Below are 16,180 nucleotides of genomic sequence, written 5' to 3'. Positions count from 1 at the left end.
ATGCCATTATTATTTATAACAATTTCTTTCTCGTTATAAAATTTTCGTACAGCGTTAATTTTTGCCAGTTCATAGACATATAAGTTAAATCTTTGGAGATACAGCTATATGTTAACAGTGGGGAGAAGTTCTATATTCTACAACTGCCTGCAGGATTGCCGACAAAATAAAAATATGTTCAGTTCCTGGAAATTATAAAATTCTGTATAAAGTATTTATATTATGCAGGATTGAACATCTATGCAGCTTGTATTCGACGAATATTTTAAAATCTATCCGGTTAAAAAAAGAATAGTTGAGGGGCTGTACGCCAGTGGAATTTCCATAGTAAACGAAAAATTTTACTTAAATAATATTGAAATTCCCCTTAGTAGCATTGCCAGTACATTAAAGGTTAACAGACGGACATTATACGAGACTATAAAATTTGTAAATAGAAACCCTGTAGTAAAAGAAATTATGGAAAACGTTTCAGTGTTGCCGGACACAAAAAAAATCTCCCTTCTAATGAAGAATGAAGTGGTTACCGTTTTCATTGATAAGGGAATGTATTTCAAAGTGATACCTGAAATAATAAGAATCCTGGAAAAGCAAATGTCAAATATCAAAGAGATATATTCGATAAATTCAGATTATGAAACAAGTTTTATCAGGCTAATTTTTTACAATGAGGTTGAAGAAGAGGTATTCAGGAAATTTAACAGTGTAACGGGTATTAATAAAATTCTAATCGACTCCCCGGAGGAAATAGATGTTATCTGTGATAAATGCGAAATAAAAATATGCCAGCATAAAATATCAACGAGTTTTAAAGAGCATAGTATATATAAATAATTATATAAATGCCTATATAATAGAAAATTATATATACAGACGTATTTTGTTATATCGTGGACCAGAGACAACAGTTAATCAGGGACATATACGATTTCCTTAAAAGAAATGATTTTGTAGTGTCAGAGCCAGATCTATATGGCCTTGTCACATTTGATTTAATTTGCAGGAGAGGAGATGAACGGTATATTCTCAAAATTCTGTATAATGTGAATACATTCAGCAGAATTGGAGTTGTTCCCCTTATCAAAATGAGTGTAATGACATGGTCAAAAACACTCATAATAGGAGAAAAGGCAGGGAACAATATGCTTGAAAGGGGCGTACTGTATTTCAGGCACGGAGTACCAATACTTTCATTTGAAAGCTTTAAGGATTATATCGCAGGTGAGCCCCCGTTTATATATTCTGCTCCGGGAGGCTTTTATGTCGGGATTAATGGGCAGAAAATGAGAATATTGCGTGAACAGAACAATTATTCCATAGGGTATATAGCACAGAAGCTTGGTGTATCAAGAAGGTCTGTATCACTTTATGAATCTGGCAGTTCAGCAACAATTGATATCTATTTGAAGCTTGAGTCTATATTGAGAGGCGACATAAGCAGAAACGTGGATGTATCTATTTCAAACGAGGAGCCGATGCCGGTTAATGCGGCAAGTGGCTTTATAAACGAAGTGCTTACGGTAATGAATAATATAGGATATATTTCCGAATATATTAGCAGGAATCCCTTTGATGGGCTTTCATACAATTCAGATTCGCATCTGATCATAGGGGCATTCAATAACGTAAATGAAAATACAAATAGAATAGTATCCATAAAGAAAATCAGTGAGGTTCTTGGAGATATCCCTGTATTGATTAATAAGGAGAATTCTAACAAACGCAATATACATGGATGCACAATAATAAGTTTCAATGAGCTTAGAAAAATTTATGATGTTGATAGCTTTAATGAATTCCTAGAAAAATAAAAATGATGCATAAAATTAATGATAGATTTTACATATTCGGTGGAGTAAAAGGATTGGTGAGGGATGGCGATGAGCTCAGGAAAGAACTTTTAGAAAAGCGCCCGGATATAGTTTTTATTACAATAGCACCTGAACAGGTAGATGGTATGAAAGAGTTCCTGGAAGACCCATTCGAAATGAATCTTTCAGATTATGAGATTTTGTATGGAATCAATCTTTCCAGATACGGTGAGGTTATGACGCCATCACCTGTATATATAGAGGCAACAAGATATTGCAAGGAGAACGACATAGAAATGATCGGGCTTGACATGGATGAAGGAGATTACCAGATAATTTACAGCAAATATGTAAAAACAACCGACCTTCTCAGGCATTCTATGCGAAAGAAAAAGGTAAGCAAGTATAAATTTGACGCTGAAACTCCAGAGGAATTTGTAGAATCCTGGAATAATGTGGTAGATTTAAAATCTTTTAAAAAAGTAAATGCTGAAAGGAAAAAATACATAATAGAAAGAATAGACAGCCTGCAAAAGGAATACAGTGACAGAAATATATTCTGCATAGTCGATTATGATTATTACAAAGATGTTTTAAACCATTTTGAAAATAGATATTAAATTTTATCCTTGAATATTATGTAAACTTCCCTGCTATGCTGCCTTGATGCATTTGGCTTTGTAACCTTATAATAGTTAAAATAAACCTTCCACTTATTTACAAATGCCATCGTTGAGTCTCCCTGAAACTGCTTTAAAACAACATTTCCACCCGATGACAGCAAGTCTATTGACAGGTTCATGACATTATCGCAGAGAAGATAAGACCCCATATGATCCCGGTCATAATTGCCGCTGGTTTTAATCATAGCATCGGATAGAACTGTTGATACTGAGCTTATACCAAGGGAATCCATAGCAATTTTAATTTTTTCTGATAATTCTGGGTCATTTATATTGCCCTGCACAAATGTCACATTTTCAATGGGGTCCATTGGGCTAATATCAATAGCGATTACCGGCTTTTCCGTTAACTTTTGAACTACCTGGGTCCACCCACCCGGGGATGAACCGAATTCAATCACATAATCGGTTTTCCATATTACATTAAACTTTGATTGTATTTCAAGAAGCTTATATGAGGCGCGGCTCCTGAAATTATCCTTTTTTGCCCTGGTATAATATCTGTCTTTTCTATTCATGCTTAATTTTATTCTCCTATGTATGATTTATATTCTGCCGCGGTCATGGAATCGTATTTATTATCAGTTAACTTTATTTTGACAAGCCAGTTTTCATAGCAATCAGAATTTACCAGTTCAGGCTTTTTATCCAGTTCTTCATTTGTTTCTATTACCTCTCCACTGACGGGGAAAAATACATCCTCTGCGGATTTTACTGATTCTATTGTTAAAAGGGTATCTCCTGCCTTTTTTACGGTGCCTTTCTTAGGCATATCAACATAAACTATATCCGTAAGTTGATGCTGTGCAAAATCTGTGATGCCAACGGTAGCCACATCTCCATCAATTTTAAACCATTCGTGTGATTTGGTATATTTTAAATTTTCCGGTATTTTAGACATAATACTGTATAAATATTAAATATAAAAATGCATAGGCAGTATTGCGGATTAAAATGCCTGTTCTATTTTCTTTTCCCTTATTTCTTCTGCCATTATGCCCATAAATTCATCCATGCCATATTCCCTGGTCTTATCCTTTCTGTTTCTTACTGAAACTGAATTATTTGCAAGTTCTTTTTCTCCCACTACCAGAATATATGATGGCCTCATGGTTCTGATAAGTTTGATCTTCTTGGATATTGTCCCGTCGGATATGTCAACCTTTGACCGGATGCCTTTTTCTCTCAATTTCTTATTTATTTCCGTTGCATATTCGTTATATGCCTCTGACACAGGTATTATGTATGCCTGTAACGGGGTTAGCCATAATGGAAGTTTCCCATTGAAATGCTCCAGAAGTATGGCTATAAACCTTTCGTAGCTTCCATATATAGCACGGTGTATTATTACCGGCCTTACCTTAGTGTCATTTTTGTCTATATAATATAGATCAAAATTGGCTGGCATAAAGAAGTCTATCTGTATGGTAGATAGCTGCCACAGGCGGCCAAGGGCATCCTTTATATGTACATCTATTTTCGGACCATAAAATGCGGCTTCTCCTGGGTATTCAGTATATTTTAATTTTAATTCTTCAAGTGCCCTTCTGAGATTTTCAGTAGCATTATCCCACATTGAAAAATCGGAATTCAGATTTTCAGAACCGCATGCCGGGCATTTATATTCCTGTGACGCTGCCCTTAGCATGAATTTTTCTCCACAGCTGGAACATTCGTATGACATCAGATAGTTCTCAGGATGCTGTTTGTCCATTACACTGAGATCGTATGTAATTTCCTCTGTACCGAGTATCGTTTTGAATATTGATGGGATAATTTTAAGCAAAGAGATGGTTTCATCAAATATCTGATCTTCCCTTACAAAGCCATGCCCATCATCTATGGTGAATCCTCTTGGTCTTGTTAATCCACCCATTTCTCCTGATTTTTCATATCTGTAAACTGTGCCTGCTTCTGAATATTTAACAGGCATATCACGGTAGCTGTAAACACTTCTCTGGAATATTGCTATATGCCCCGGGCAGTTCATGGGCTTTAACCCGTAATTGTCACCGTTCGGGAGGGTAAAAAGAAACATATCATCCTTATACTTATAATAATGTCCAGATTGTTTCCATATAATGTCTTTGAAAGCATGTGCGGTCCATACCTCTTCCCACCCGCTTTTTTCATTCAATTCTTTCATATAATTTATCAATTCATTCCGGATTATTGCACCGTTAGGGGCGTAAAAAGGCATACCAGGTGCACGTTCATTATCAAATGTAAATAGATCCATTTCCTGGCCTATTTTCCTGTGGTCCCTCTTAATAGCTTCCTCCCTGCGCAGCAAAAATGCTTTTAACTGTTTTTTATCCGGGAAAGCGGTTCCGTATATCCGGATCATTTTATCTTTGTTTACGTCACCTTCGTAGTTAGTACTTGATATTGACAGCAATTTAAAAGCGCCTATATATCCGGTGGATGGAACATGTGGCCCCCTGCAGAACTCTTTATAATTTCCCTGGATATATATGCTTGAGTTTTCTCCATCCGGAACATTTTCATTTATCTTGTCAAGTTTATATTTATTATAGCTAAATTCTTTAAGGATTTCATTCTTAGGCAGTATTTTTCTCATAATAGGTATATTTGCCTGCACCAGTTCCTGCATTTTCTCCTCTATCAAAGGAAAATCTTCTATGGATACGGGCTTCATATTGAAATCGTAATAAAATGTATCTTCACTTTCGTTGCTGGTATTTGGTAGTGCGTCAGGGTATAAATCAACAATAGCATTGGCAAGCAAATGGGCGGTGCTATGAAGCAGTATTTTTTCCCCCTCAGGTGAATTAATTTGAATAAATTCTACCTCTCCATTATCCGGAGCCACGTCGCTGAGATCATATAATTTGTTTAGAAATCTTGCGGCCACAATGCTGTGCCCTGATTTTTCAGGAACTATCTCCTGAAACTGTTCACCCTTATGTATATTAAAAAGTTGCTTTGAATTCATTATATGCAATATTTCATACGTATATTAATTTATTTTTACTCCACTGCTATTTTCAATAATAAACGGTAAATATAGTAATGTAATTTTCATCTATGTACAATGTTATAGTTTGCGGGAATGATTATTCCATTATGAAGACAATTTTAAAGCAAATTGGAAACTTGAAGAATTCTATGCCTGATGCCAACATAGAAGTTGTATTTAACAGGTCTGCAGTTAAAGCTTTGCTTAAAGGGGATGAATTTATGCCGAAAATCAAAGAAATTATAGATTCAGGTGTTAAGATAAACGCATGCAAAAACACGCTGAAAGAATTGAAGTTAAGCGAAGATGATGTGGATAAAGGATCTGGAATTGGCATAGTTACAGCTGCGGTAGAGGAAATTGTAAGGAAACAGGCTGAAGGATATTTTTATTTGCAATTATAAGAAATTTTTATTTTTATAAGTGCAATGGTAAAAATATTACATATTTATAAAAATGCAGGTGCCGGGATTTGAACCCGAGTCGAAAGCTTGGAAGGCTTCCGTGCTACCAGGCTACACCACACCTGCTTAATCCATAAGGGCAAATATATTTATTTATTTTTCTATTTTAACCACAATTAATATTATTAAGATATACCAAAGAACTGTATAGTTTCATGGGTTGTTACAGTTGAAGTTTCATTGATGTTAATAGATTCGGTTGACCCGGCTGTAGGCATCGTTAAGTTAAAGTACACATATCCAGTACTACGATCATATTTATTGCTTATAGCTTTCCCATTTTCCTGTATTGTTATGTTGGTTATATTATATTTGTACTCTGTGTAATATCTTAACTGGAAACTGTGCCCTCCTAAAAGGTCATATTGTTTATTGGTTTCATTTAATTTAGTCCAGTTCCCATTATGCATATATTCGAGGTCTATTACCTCAGGACCTGAAACAACATGTAATGGTGGGTTCAGGGCGATTATCCAGAATACCAGCCATGTAATAATCAACTCAAGGTACATCAATAATTTATGTGATGTTTGTTTCGGTATCGCTATTTTGAATAATGTTATAATACTCCTCAGGAAATATATAACTACTATAATTAATATTATTGAAATATACCAGTAGCCATAAATTTCAAGTTCCCCGGAAAGAAGCCCTATTAACGCTCCTGTTATAAACACCGATATTATAGCTTTTGCCCTTTCCCTCTCATATGTAAGGTACTGCCTTTTATCGAATTTCGGTTCCTCAAACAATGGTTCTTCATTTTTTTTGGGATTTTGCCTTGGATTTTGACCGGGATTTGCCATAAATTTACCTATTACCCATTAATGAAACTAACCTATTTATTGGTTTCGCATTTTTAATAATTCCTGAAGCAATTAAAACGCCGGCAGCTCCCAGAGCCATAGATGTATCCACATCCTCCTTTGTTTTCACGCCTGCACCCACAAGCAGTTTTGTTCTACCTTTGCATATCTCTGCTGCCTGCCCTATTATTTCCGGCCTGGCTGAGGAGACAGATATGTCTCCGCCAATAAGTTCCGGAGGCTCGTATGCTATATATGCTGGTTCCAGTTTGGAATATTTTTCAGCTTCATCGAGGTTCTCAACGCAGAGTATGATTTTGAACCCCAATTCTTTTGATTTTTTAACTACAGACTCTATTATTGAACTATCAACCCTTTTTTCAGAATGGTTCAGAAGCGATCCTTTAACACCCAGGTCAAGCAAGGATTCTATAGAAACTGAACCTGTAAATGCACCATATCCATTTGAATCTACATGCTGGCCATAAATGTGCAATCCAGGGAATGATTTTTGAAGGTATAGGTCTGTCTCTGCCATGCAATAGTACAGCCCGTTTTGTTTTTTTATTGACTTAAAATCCGTTAAAAGTTTTTCAGAATTAGTTCCAACAGCATTGTCATAATGTTTAAAGTTTATAAATATCTCCGGTTCCATAATGCCATATCACGCACTAAAATATAATATTATAACATTGGTTATTTAAAGAAAAACCAGGATGTCTTGCCTTTTTGAATATAAGGGAATTTAAAACAAAATTATCCCGGATTTTAAATATTTGCCTGAATTTTATGTTTTCTGAGATTCTATAGCATTGTATATATAATTTATATTTATACAATAATAATAATCAATAATGTTTAAATAATGTGTATTAATATACAGATTATGATAACAGCAATGAATAAAGAAATAATACCTGATAACTGGTACAATGTAGTTCCTGACCTTCCAGAACCCCTGGCACCACCCAGAGATTCGAAGAGTGATATATCATCAATCAATTTGCTCAATAAAATTTTGCCAAAGGAAGTTTTGAAGCAGGAATTTACATTCAAAAGATATGAAAAAATTCCTGATGAGGTAATGGAAGCATATGAACAGATAGGAAGACCTACACCGCTCATAAGAGCCAGGAATCTTGAAAAAAAACTAGGCTATTCCGGAAAAATATACTATAAATATGAAGGCGCTACTGCTACAGGTTCCCATAAAATAAATACAGCCATACCACAGGCATACTATGCTATGAAGGAAGGAGTAAAAGGAGTTACAACAGAAACCGGTGCCGGGCAATGGGGATCAGCAACCGCACTTGCAGCATCGCTATACGGTCTTCCTTCACAGATTTTTATGGTAAAAATTAGTTTTGAGCAGAAACCATTGAGAAAAACCGTCATGAACCTTTATAATGGAAATGTTGTGGCTAGCCCTTCTACTTTAACTGCATACGGAAGGAAAATATTAAAAGAACATCCGGACACGCCAGGAACTCTGGGAATTGGAATTAGCGAAGCAGTGGAATATGCACTTGATAATGATTACAGATATATGGTTGCCAGTGTGATGAATGTATCACTTACACACCAGAGTGTTATAGGCCAGGAAACGAAGAAACAGCTTGAACTCATTGGGGAGCATGCAGATGTATTGATAGGGTGTGTGGGGGGAGGAAGCAATTTCGGTGGTTTTACATTCCCATTTATACCTGATGGAGATGATACAGAGATAATAGCAACAACTGCCAATGAAGTCCCGAAGTTTTCTAAAGGCGATTATAAATATGACCTTATGGATTCTGCAGGCATTCTGCCACAGGTGAGAATGTATTCACTGGGTGCGGATTTTGTGCCACCTACAATTTATGCTGGAGGCTTAAGATACCATGGTGCATCCCCATCACTATCACTTCTGATCAACAAAGGCAGAATCAAAAGCGATGAGGTCACAGAGGAAGAGGTAAAAGAAGCTTTAAGAACGTTTGCAAACACCCAGGGGATAATTGCTGCACCTGAATCAGGTCATGCAATTGCAAGCGCGATAAAGTATGTAAAAGCCCATATAAATGAGAAAAAAACTATCGTTGTCAATGTCAGCGGACATGGGTATCTGGACCTTTCAATATTCGGTGAGAAAAAATGAAGAACCTTATACCATATTTTACACTTGGATATCCGAATAATGAAACGCTTTCACATTTTCTTGACCTGATCCCTGTTGATAAAATAAATTATATAGAATTCGGCTTTCCTTCAAATGACCCGAGATATGATGGGCCTGTTATAAGAAAAACACATAATGTTGGCAACATAAATTTCTCGGATGATTTTTATAAGAAATATTTTGACCACTTCCATAAAAACCATGTAAAAATGTATTCCTTATCCTATTATTCTGACATAAAGGCTCGATTTGATGAGTTTATTGATTACCTCCAGAAAAGAAATTTTTCAGGAATTATAATACCTGACCTGATTATTGATTATTACAGTGAAGGCAAGGAAATAATTAATAAATTGAACGATCGTGGTTTTGAGTATATACCATTTTTTTCACCCTCTACTCCGGACTCCATAATAAAGGATGTGTCTTCCATGACGAATTCATGGATTTACTACGGCCTCCAGCCCTCCACCGGCATCGATATACCCTACGAACTGGACTATACAACAGAAAGAATTAATGAATTGCTTCCTGGCAGGGAAATTACATACGGATTTGGAATTAAAACTGATGATGATATTAGAGACCTTATGAAAAATGGAGGGTCAGGAGTAGCCATAGGAACTTACCTTATTAAGATGACAGAAGCAGGAGACGAGAAGGGATTTATAGACTATATTAACAAAATGAGGGGTGTGCTTGATGAATAATGATATCAACTATGCCGCAACAGGAAATGAGGTATTAAAAGCCAGGGATACCATGATGGAACTTGTGGACAGCCCTGATTCTGCAAAAATTTCATTTCTTACAGAGATCCACAATAGAGGTGAAACGCCTGCAGAGATTGCTGGATTCGCCATGGCATTGAGGGAACTGTCATCGTTAAACTTAAATTATCCTGAATTAACAGATGTGGTAGGCACAGGTGGTGATGGAAAAAATACTGTCAATGTAAGCACAGGAGTGAGCATATTGCTTGCATCCATGGGAATTAAAACTGCCAAACATGGAAATTTTGGGGTCACAGGGCACCATGGCAGTGCTGACTTCATGAAGTATATGAATTATAATTTTAAAATGGATAAGAACACAATTATTGAGAATATATCAAGGAAAAATTATGTGTATATTCTCGCTCCAGAGTATAACAAAAGCTTTGCAAAATTTTCGGCAGCCAGGAAACAGATTAGCTTCAGAACTGTGTTCAATATTCTCGGACCCCTGACAAACCCGCTTAATCCCGCCCGTGTTGTTCTCGGGACATACAGTGAAGATCTGGCAGAATTATATGCAAAGGTAATAAAAGAGGAGAAAAAGACAGGATTTATCGTGCATGGCTCAGATGGCATGGATGAGATATCACCGTCCAGCAAAAGTACGCTGTACAGGGTAGATGGCCATTTAGATAAAATTACAATTGACCCTGAAAAACTGATAGGGCATAGCATAAACCCCGAGGATATTTCTACCACTGATTCCATAAAAAGTTTTGAAATGCTGCTTAATGGGCTTTCAGGAAAAAATAAGGATGTCATGGAATTTATTGCCATTAACGCTTTGCCGGCTGTGATATTAAACCAGAAGGCAGAGAGTTTTGAAGAAGCATACGATCTTTCAGTTGATTTTATACAGAGTGGGAAAGCCATTGAAAAATTAAAGGAGGTATGCAGATGAAAGTTAAAGTTTGTGGCATAACCAGAATTGAAGATGCGGAATATGCAATCAAGATGGGCGCAGATTTAATCGGTGTTATACTGGACCCTGAAGTTGGGCGGCATGGAAGCCAGGCGTTGATAAGGGAGATAAAAACAAAATACCCTTCAACTCCTATTGCTGGCGTATACACATCTATGCCCGAACATGCAGGTTATGAGGATTACATACAGCTCCACTTCAACCATTCTGGAGAAGATATTATTGCAGCTAAAAAGGCATTTAATAAGAAAATTATCTCTGTTGTAGATTTCCATGAGGAGGGAATAGCTGACAAGGTGGATTCACACATGAAGTCCGGCGCCGAAATCATACTTCTTGAGGATAGATCTGGAATTATAAACAGGATAGACCAGGTAAAGGAATTACCCCGGGAAAGGTTGGGGATAGCAGGAAAAATTGATTCAAACAATGTTCAGAAGCTCCTTGCAACAGAACCGTATCTTGTTGATGTAAGCAGTTCTCTGGAAGAGTACACAGGCAAAAAATCATTTAAAAAAATAGATGAGTTTTTTAATAAAATTGGTGAGTATTATGCTGTTAGACAGAATCAATGAGTTCAAAGGAAAAAACTTTGCATATTTCTGCAAATTTGATGATGAAAGGCGTACTGGAACCGAAACACTTTTTGTTTCTGGCAAAGAACCGGTAAATGTGTACAATGGTGCCATCAACCATATGAACAATGAGTTTGCTGAGATAATAAAATCAGGAAAAAATATTCCGGTGATTGTATCATACGACTTCATTGATGATATATATCCCGATATTAGATTGAAGAGGTCTTCATGGCCACAGGTTTCTTATATAATACCGGAAGAGGAATTTAGCGATACATATATCAGGGAAAAAGAACAGACAACCATAGCAAATGGCGATCTAGATGATAATGAGCTGGAGGGAAAAATAGGGGATGCAATAAAAAGGATAAAAAATGGCGATCTTCTCCAGATTGTATTGTCCAGGAGATTTGACCTTGATGTTTATGACCCTCTATATGTGGCAAAAAAATTCCTGAAAAATGATAAATCACTCTATGTTTATTATTATAAATTCGGTGACCTTGAGGTAATAGGAAGCTCACCGGAAAATCTCCTTTCAGTTCAAAACGGGACAATAACTATATATCCGGTGGCTGGCACAAGGAAAAGGGGCAAATCAGAATCTGAAGATAAAGACCTTGAAAATGACCTGAAAACTGACCAGAAGGAGCTTTTAGAACACAGGATGCTTGTTGACCTTGCAAGAAATGACCTTGGAAGAATATGCTATCCCGGGTCAGTTGATGTATTAAGTTCAATGGAAATAAGGAAATTTGCCAGTGTAATGCACATAGTCAGCACGGTATCAGGAAAACTTGAAGAGTATGCACCGGGAAATATTTTACGGTCGGTATTCCCTGCTGGAACAGTAAGCGGGGCACCGAAAAAAAAGGCTATAACCCTGATCAATGGATATGAAGATATGCCAAGGGGTGCGTATGCAGGGGCACTTGGAATTATAGGAAATAATGGCATGGACCTTGCCCTTTTAATCAGAAGCCTTTTCAAATCAAAAAATGAAAACTATACACAGGCAGGTGCTGGAATAGTTAAGGATTCTGTGCCCTCCAGTGAGATTGCAGAGATGTACTCAAAGATTTTAACTGTAACAGGTGGTTTATATGAAAAAAATATTAATTATTGATAATTATGATTCTTTTGTTTATAATATATACCAGTATATAAGTTCCCCTGAAATACATGTAGATATCAGGACAAACGATAATTTAACAGATCTTGAACCCTATGATGGATATATAATTTCTCCGGGACCAGGAAATCCAAAGAATAGTGAAGATCGTGGAGGGCTTTATGAATTCATAGATAGGAATAAAGAAGCTAAATTCCTTGGAGTGTGCTTCGGCAACCAGATACTCGGGTACTATCTTGGTTCTGATATTACACTGTCAAAAAGGTTGATGCATGGCCAACCGGATACCATATCCCACGGAGATTCGCTATTATACAGGGACGTACCGGAAAAGTTTACTGCAATACGTTACCACTCACTTGTACTGGAGCCTGGAAGCAATATCATAGTGGACGCGGTTTCTGAAACAGATGGAGAGATTATGGGATTCCACTCAAAGGATGGAAGATTTTTTGGGGTCCAGTACCATCCTGAGAGCTATTATTCCGAATATGGAAAACAGATATTCAAAAATTTTGTTGATGCCATATGATCGTTGATGAGATTTACAGCAAGAATAGTGAAAGAAAACTACAGGAATTTAATATGAGGGAAAGGGGCATTATAAGCCTTAAAGACGCCCTGGAAAAAAATCAAAACGGCCCCGGGATCATAGCTGAGTACAAGAGAAAATCACCATCAGGTTTCAGCAATAAATCTAATACTGACATACTTAAATACTTTGATGGTATACAGAGAATCATCGCTGGAATCAGTATTTTAACGGAACCTCAATACTTTGGTGGAACACCGTTAGATGCAGAAGCCGTGCAATGCTATAACAAACCAATCCTCATTAAGGATTTTATCTCCAGTGAATCCATGATAAAATCCTCATATATGTCAGGTGGAGATGCCTTCCTGCTTATATGCGATTTCCTTGATTACGCTAGCATAAAAAAGCTGGTGCAGTATGGGAAAAAATTGGGGATGGATGCCCTGGTGGAAGTACATGATCCTGCCAGTGTAAAGAACATATTCCCGGATGAGAATGTAATACTGGGATATAATAGAAGAAACCTGAAAACATTGAAAATGGAGGATAACTCAGAGGAAATGTATGATAACCTCAAATCATACGGGCTTCCAGTAGTACTGGAAAGCGGCATAAACCATGAAAACATAAATAAACTCCATATAGAAAAATACCAGGGGCTGCTCATAGGGTCATCATTACTTTCCGGCGATACGATAAGGTGGTAATATGGTGGACATAAAAATAAATGACGAAATCAGGCTTACAGATGATAAATTTCTCATGATAGCAGGGCCATGCTCCGTTGAAAGTGAGGAACAGATTATCAGGGTTGCCACGCAATTAAGGAAAATTGGGGTCAATGTGCTGAGAGGAGGCGCATTCAAACCAAGAACATGCCCTGATTCCTTCCAGGGCCTTGGAGAAGAAGGGCTAAAATTGCTGGCTAAGGCAAGGGATGCCACAGGAATGGCAATTATAACCGAGGTTATGGACATGGATGAATTGCCACTTGTTGCAGAATATGCAGATATTCTCCAGGTAGGATCAAGAAATTCACAGAATTTTTCACTCCTTAAAAAGATTAGCAGGTACGATAAACCGGTACTGTTGAAGAGAGGGTTCGGGAATACTGTTGATGAACTGATATCATCTTCAAAGTATCTTTCCATGAATGGCAATAAGAGGATTATGTTTTCAGAACGTGGAATAAGGACATTTGAACAATCGACAAGGTTTACACTTGATATCTCAGCCATTCCTGTCCTGCATGAAAAAACTGAATACCCGGTGATAATAGACCCTAGCCACCCGGCAGGGGTTAACAGATATGTAGAACCACTGGCACTGGGTGGTACAGCCGCAGGCGCTGATGGCCTGATGATAGAAGTCCATCCTGACCCACCAAAGGCACTCAGTGATTCAGCCCAGCAACTTACCGTCCCGCAATTCCAGAATTTATATACAAAGGTAAAGAATATAAATGCAGTTCTAGGGAAAACAGTAATATGAGAAATATATAATTGTTACAACGATAATCCTATCCTTTCATGACCGCTACAGGCATTAGCCTTGCTACGGGCGCAGCTATTTTTGCACCGTTAATTACCCTCACCACCTCATCAATGTTTTTATAGCTTCCAGGGGATTCCTCAATTATAGCTTTTTTTGTTGTAGCGCGCAGGTATATTCCACGTGATTTTAATTCCATTTCAACATCTTCTGCATTGAACTGCTCATTAGCCCTTTTTCTGCTCAAAACTCTTCCGGCTCCGTGGCATGAACTGGAAAATGTTATTTCCTCATTTCCTGGCATGCCTACCATCACATAGGATGGGCCACCCATGTTGCCTGGAATTATAACCGGATGGCCTGTTTCGTTAAAATATCCTGAAGAGGCATAGGCTGGCAGAGCACGTGTTGCGCCTTTCCTGTGCACCATTAACTTTCTCTTATTGCCATCTACATTATGTATTTCTGCCTTAGCCATGTTATGTGCCAGGCTATATAGTGTTTCTATTCCAAGATGTTCGAAATCTTCACCGAATATTTTTTCGAAGGCTTTTCTGATTTTATATGTAATAATCTGCCTGTTTACAAACCCGAAATTTGCAGCTGCATTCATTGCATTTAGATAATCCTGCCCGGTCCTGCTATGTATGTATGCAGATATGAGCTGCCGGTCATCTTCGCTTTTAATGCTGCTGTCCTCCTCATTCAGGCGCATTAAATAGTCAGTAGCCACCTGATGCCCAAGCCCGCGGGATCCGGTATGTACCATTATGGCAAGGTTATTTTTATTATTAATCCCGAATTTCTTTGCCTTTGCTTCATCCATTATACTCTCTATGCGGTCCATTTCAAGAAAGTGGTTTCCTGCCCCCAGTGTTCCCAGTTCATTTTTGCCCCTTTTTATTGCCTTTTCACTTACGCCCGATATGTCTGAAAGCATTTTTCCATTTTCTTCCGTTCTTTCTATATCTTCCCTGGTTGCATACCCATTATTGTATGCCCATTCAATTCCGGATGACAGAATTTCATTTTCATCATCAATACTTATACGGAAACTGGATTTATAATCAATTCCTGCCGGTACAGTTTTATTTATTTCATCCAGAAGGATATTTATTTTATCGCGGGCTTCATCATAATCTATGTTAGTAGTTATAAGCGAAACACCACAATTTATATCATAGCCAACGCCACCGGGGGATATTATCCCATCATCGTAATCGAAGGCAGCCACGCCACCTATTGGGAAACCATAACCTAAATGTATATCCGGCATTGCCATCGAGCTTTTTACTATACCGGGAAGGGATGCCACATGCATTACCTGTTTTATGGGTTCATCGTCGGTAAAATTTCCAAGAAGATCCTGACTGATATAAATAGTTCCTGGAACACGCATATTGCCGGTTCTTGGTATTTCATACCGGTAATCATCAATTTTTTTTACCTGTACCATTTATGCTAAATTACATTATCAAACATAACTGTTTTCCAGCATCAGATAATCGTAAATAGGAAAAATTAATAAAATAATAAAGTAATAAGGGCTAAATGGTTAAGGCTTTTGACATAAATAATTTCAATGAACGGAAGCAATTCGAAATACGCCTGCAGATTGCATTGCTGCATAACACGCTGAAAATTAAAGCAAATTCAAAAAACCCTGACAAATATGATGAGTATATTGAGGAAAGGATTGAGAAGATACGGGTCCTTGTTGATACCACGGCAAAGTTCACAATAATGGATAAGGACAAGGTTATTTATAGCTCTGAAATCCTCAAAAATTCTTAAATTTGGTTATTTTAAAAAGTAATAAATAATGCCTTGTTATTTGTTAC

Annotated in this window: 19 protein-coding genes and 1 tRNA gene; 13 read left to right on the top strand and 7 right to left on the bottom strand. The window is 37.3% G+C overall.

What is annotated here, in order from left to right:
* Positions 1–240 precede the first annotated feature (240 nt).
* The 3 genes from FACI_RS05410 to FACI_RS05400 are packed head-to-tail and all read left to right on the top strand — an operon-like array spanning position 241 to position 2,431.
* Entirely contained in the window at positions 241–834 is a 594-nt protein-coding gene (locus FACI_RS05410; protein WP_009887123.1) for a hypothetical protein, read from the top strand.
* A gap of 56 nt (positions 835–890) precedes the next feature.
* Complete coding sequence (locus FACI_RS05405) at positions 891–1,811, top strand: transcriptional regulator (RefSeq protein ID WP_009887122.1); 921 nt, start codon at positions 891–893, stop codon at positions 1,809–1,811.
* 2 nt (positions 1,812–1,813) lie between these two features.
* Positions 1,814–2,431, top strand: coding sequence for a hypothetical protein (locus tag FACI_RS05400; RefSeq protein WP_009887121.1), 618 nt, complete (start codon positions 1,814–1,816; stop codon positions 2,429–2,431).
* Here FACI_RS05400 and FACI_RS05395 read toward each other — a convergent pair.
* From FACI_RS05395 to FACI_RS05385, 3 genes are read right to left on the bottom strand one after another with little or no spacing between them, the layout of a single operon-like run.
* On the bottom strand, positions 2,428–3,012 hold the full coding sequence (locus FACI_RS05395; RefSeq protein ID WP_009887120.1) for an SAM-dependent methyltransferase: 585 nt from the start codon (positions 3,010–3,012) through the stop codon (positions 2,428–2,430). The two genes, FACI_RS05400 and FACI_RS05395, sit on opposite strands and share 4 nt — an antisense overlap.
* A gap of 8 nt (positions 3,013–3,020) precedes the next feature.
* Positions 3,021–3,395, bottom strand: coding sequence for a glycine cleavage system protein GcvH (gene gcvH / locus FACI_RS05390; protein WP_009887119.1), 375 nt, complete (start codon positions 3,393–3,395; stop codon positions 3,021–3,023).
* 48 nt (positions 3,396–3,443) lie between these two features.
* Positions 3,444–5,450 carry a threonine--tRNA ligase gene (locus tag FACI_RS05385; protein WP_009887118.1) on the bottom strand — a complete coding sequence of 669 codons (2,007 nt, stop codon included), beginning with the start codon at positions 5,448–5,450 and terminating at the stop codon, positions 3,444–3,446.
* A gap of 92 nt (positions 5,451–5,542) precedes the next feature.
* On the opposite strand from FACI_RS05385, the gene FACI_RS05380 reads away from it, so the two are divergent.
* The gene (locus FACI_RS05380) at positions 5,543–5,878 is read left to right on the top strand and encodes a DsrE family protein (protein ID WP_009887117.1); all 336 of its coding nucleotides are present in this window, start codon (positions 5,543–5,545) and stop codon (positions 5,876–5,878) included.
* A 53-nt stretch (positions 5,879–5,931) separates the two neighbouring features.
* Here the strand turns inward: FACI_RS05380 and FACI_RS05375 are convergent.
* From FACI_RS05375 to tpiA, 3 genes are all read right to left on the bottom strand, one after another.
* Positions 5,932–6,004, bottom strand: a tRNA-Gly gene (locus FACI_RS05375).
* 59 nt (positions 6,005–6,063) lie between these two features.
* Positions 6,064–6,744: a hypothetical protein gene (locus FACI_RS05370; RefSeq protein ID WP_009887116.1), complete on the bottom strand. Its 681-nt coding sequence runs from the start codon at positions 6,742–6,744 to the stop codon at positions 6,064–6,066.
* A 4-nt stretch (positions 6,745–6,748) separates the two neighbouring features.
* A complete protein-coding gene (tpiA, locus tag FACI_RS05365) occupies positions 6,749–7,399 on the bottom strand; it encodes a triose-phosphate isomerase (RefSeq protein WP_009887115.1) in 651 nt (216 codons plus the stop codon).
* A 231-nt stretch (positions 7,400–7,630) separates the two neighbouring features.
* Between tpiA and FACI_RS05360 the strand changes: the two genes are divergently transcribed.
* Genes FACI_RS05360 through aroF form a run of 8 tightly spaced genes read left to right on the top strand, consistent with a single transcriptional unit; the run spans position 7,631 to position 14,339 of the window.
* The gene (locus tag FACI_RS05360) at positions 7,631–8,884 is read left to right on the top strand and encodes a TrpB-like pyridoxal phosphate-dependent enzyme (protein WP_009887114.1); all 1,254 of its coding nucleotides are present in this window, start codon (positions 7,631–7,633) and stop codon (positions 8,882–8,884) included.
* Complete coding sequence (locus tag FACI_RS05355; protein ID WP_009887113.1) at positions 8,881–9,615, top strand: tryptophan synthase subunit alpha; 735 nt, start codon at positions 8,881–8,883, stop codon at positions 9,613–9,615. Before FACI_RS05360 ends, FACI_RS05355 begins: the two co-directional genes overlap by 4 nt.
* Positions 9,608–10,582, top strand: coding sequence for an anthranilate phosphoribosyltransferase (gene trpD, locus FACI_RS05350; RefSeq protein ID WP_009887112.1), 975 nt, complete (start codon positions 9,608–9,610; stop codon positions 10,580–10,582). Before FACI_RS05355 ends, trpD begins: the two co-directional genes overlap by 8 nt.
* Positions 10,579–11,178 carry a phosphoribosylanthranilate isomerase gene (locus FACI_RS05345; RefSeq protein WP_009887111.1) on the top strand — a complete coding sequence of 200 codons (600 nt, stop codon included), beginning with the start codon at positions 10,579–10,581 and terminating at the stop codon, positions 11,176–11,178. Before trpD ends, FACI_RS05345 begins: the two co-directional genes overlap by 4 nt.
* On the top strand, positions 11,156–12,307 hold the full coding sequence (locus FACI_RS05340) for a chorismate-binding protein (RefSeq protein WP_009887110.1): 1,152 nt from the start codon (positions 11,156–11,158) through the stop codon (positions 12,305–12,307). The genes FACI_RS05345 and FACI_RS05340 overlap by 23 nt, the downstream gene beginning before the upstream one ends.
* Positions 12,285–12,845 carry an anthranilate synthase component II gene (locus tag FACI_RS05335; RefSeq protein ID WP_009887109.1) on the top strand — a complete coding sequence of 187 codons (561 nt, stop codon included), beginning with the start codon at positions 12,285–12,287 and terminating at the stop codon, positions 12,843–12,845. The genes FACI_RS05340 and FACI_RS05335 overlap by 23 nt, the downstream gene beginning before the upstream one ends.
* Positions 12,842–13,555: an indole-3-glycerol-phosphate synthase gene (locus FACI_RS05330; protein WP_009887108.1), complete on the top strand. Its 714-nt coding sequence runs from the start codon at positions 12,842–12,844 to the stop codon at positions 13,553–13,555. Before FACI_RS05335 ends, FACI_RS05330 begins: the two co-directional genes overlap by 4 nt.
* Position 13,556: 1 nt before the next feature.
* Positions 13,557–14,339, top strand: a complete 783-nt coding sequence (aroF, locus tag FACI_RS05325) for a 3-deoxy-7-phosphoheptulonate synthase (protein ID WP_009887107.1) — start codon at positions 13,557–13,559, stop codon at positions 14,337–14,339.
* 28 nt (positions 14,340–14,367) lie between these two features.
* Here the strand turns inward: aroF and FACI_RS05320 are convergent, their stop codons facing one another.
* Positions 14,368–15,795 carry an RtcB family protein gene (locus tag FACI_RS05320; RefSeq protein WP_009887106.1) on the bottom strand — a complete coding sequence of 476 codons (1,428 nt, stop codon included), beginning with the start codon at positions 15,793–15,795 and terminating at the stop codon, positions 14,368–14,370.
* A gap of 95 nt (positions 15,796–15,890) precedes the next feature.
* On the opposite strand from FACI_RS05320, the gene FACI_RS05315 reads away from it, so the two are divergent.
* The gene (locus tag FACI_RS05315; RefSeq protein WP_009887105.1) at positions 15,891–16,133 is read left to right on the top strand and encodes a hypothetical protein; all 243 of its coding nucleotides are present in this window, start codon (positions 15,891–15,893) and stop codon (positions 16,131–16,133) included.
* Positions 16,134–16,180: the final 47 nt, after the last annotated feature.

This window comes from Ferroplasma acidarmanus Fer1 (assembly GCF_000152265.2).
Taxonomy (GTDB): domain Archaea; phylum Thermoplasmatota; class Thermoplasmata; order Thermoplasmatales; family Thermoplasmataceae; genus Ferroplasma; species Ferroplasma acidiphilum.
Note: the sequence above shows the minus strand (reverse complement) of the source record. Positions and strands in the feature narration are given on the sequence as shown.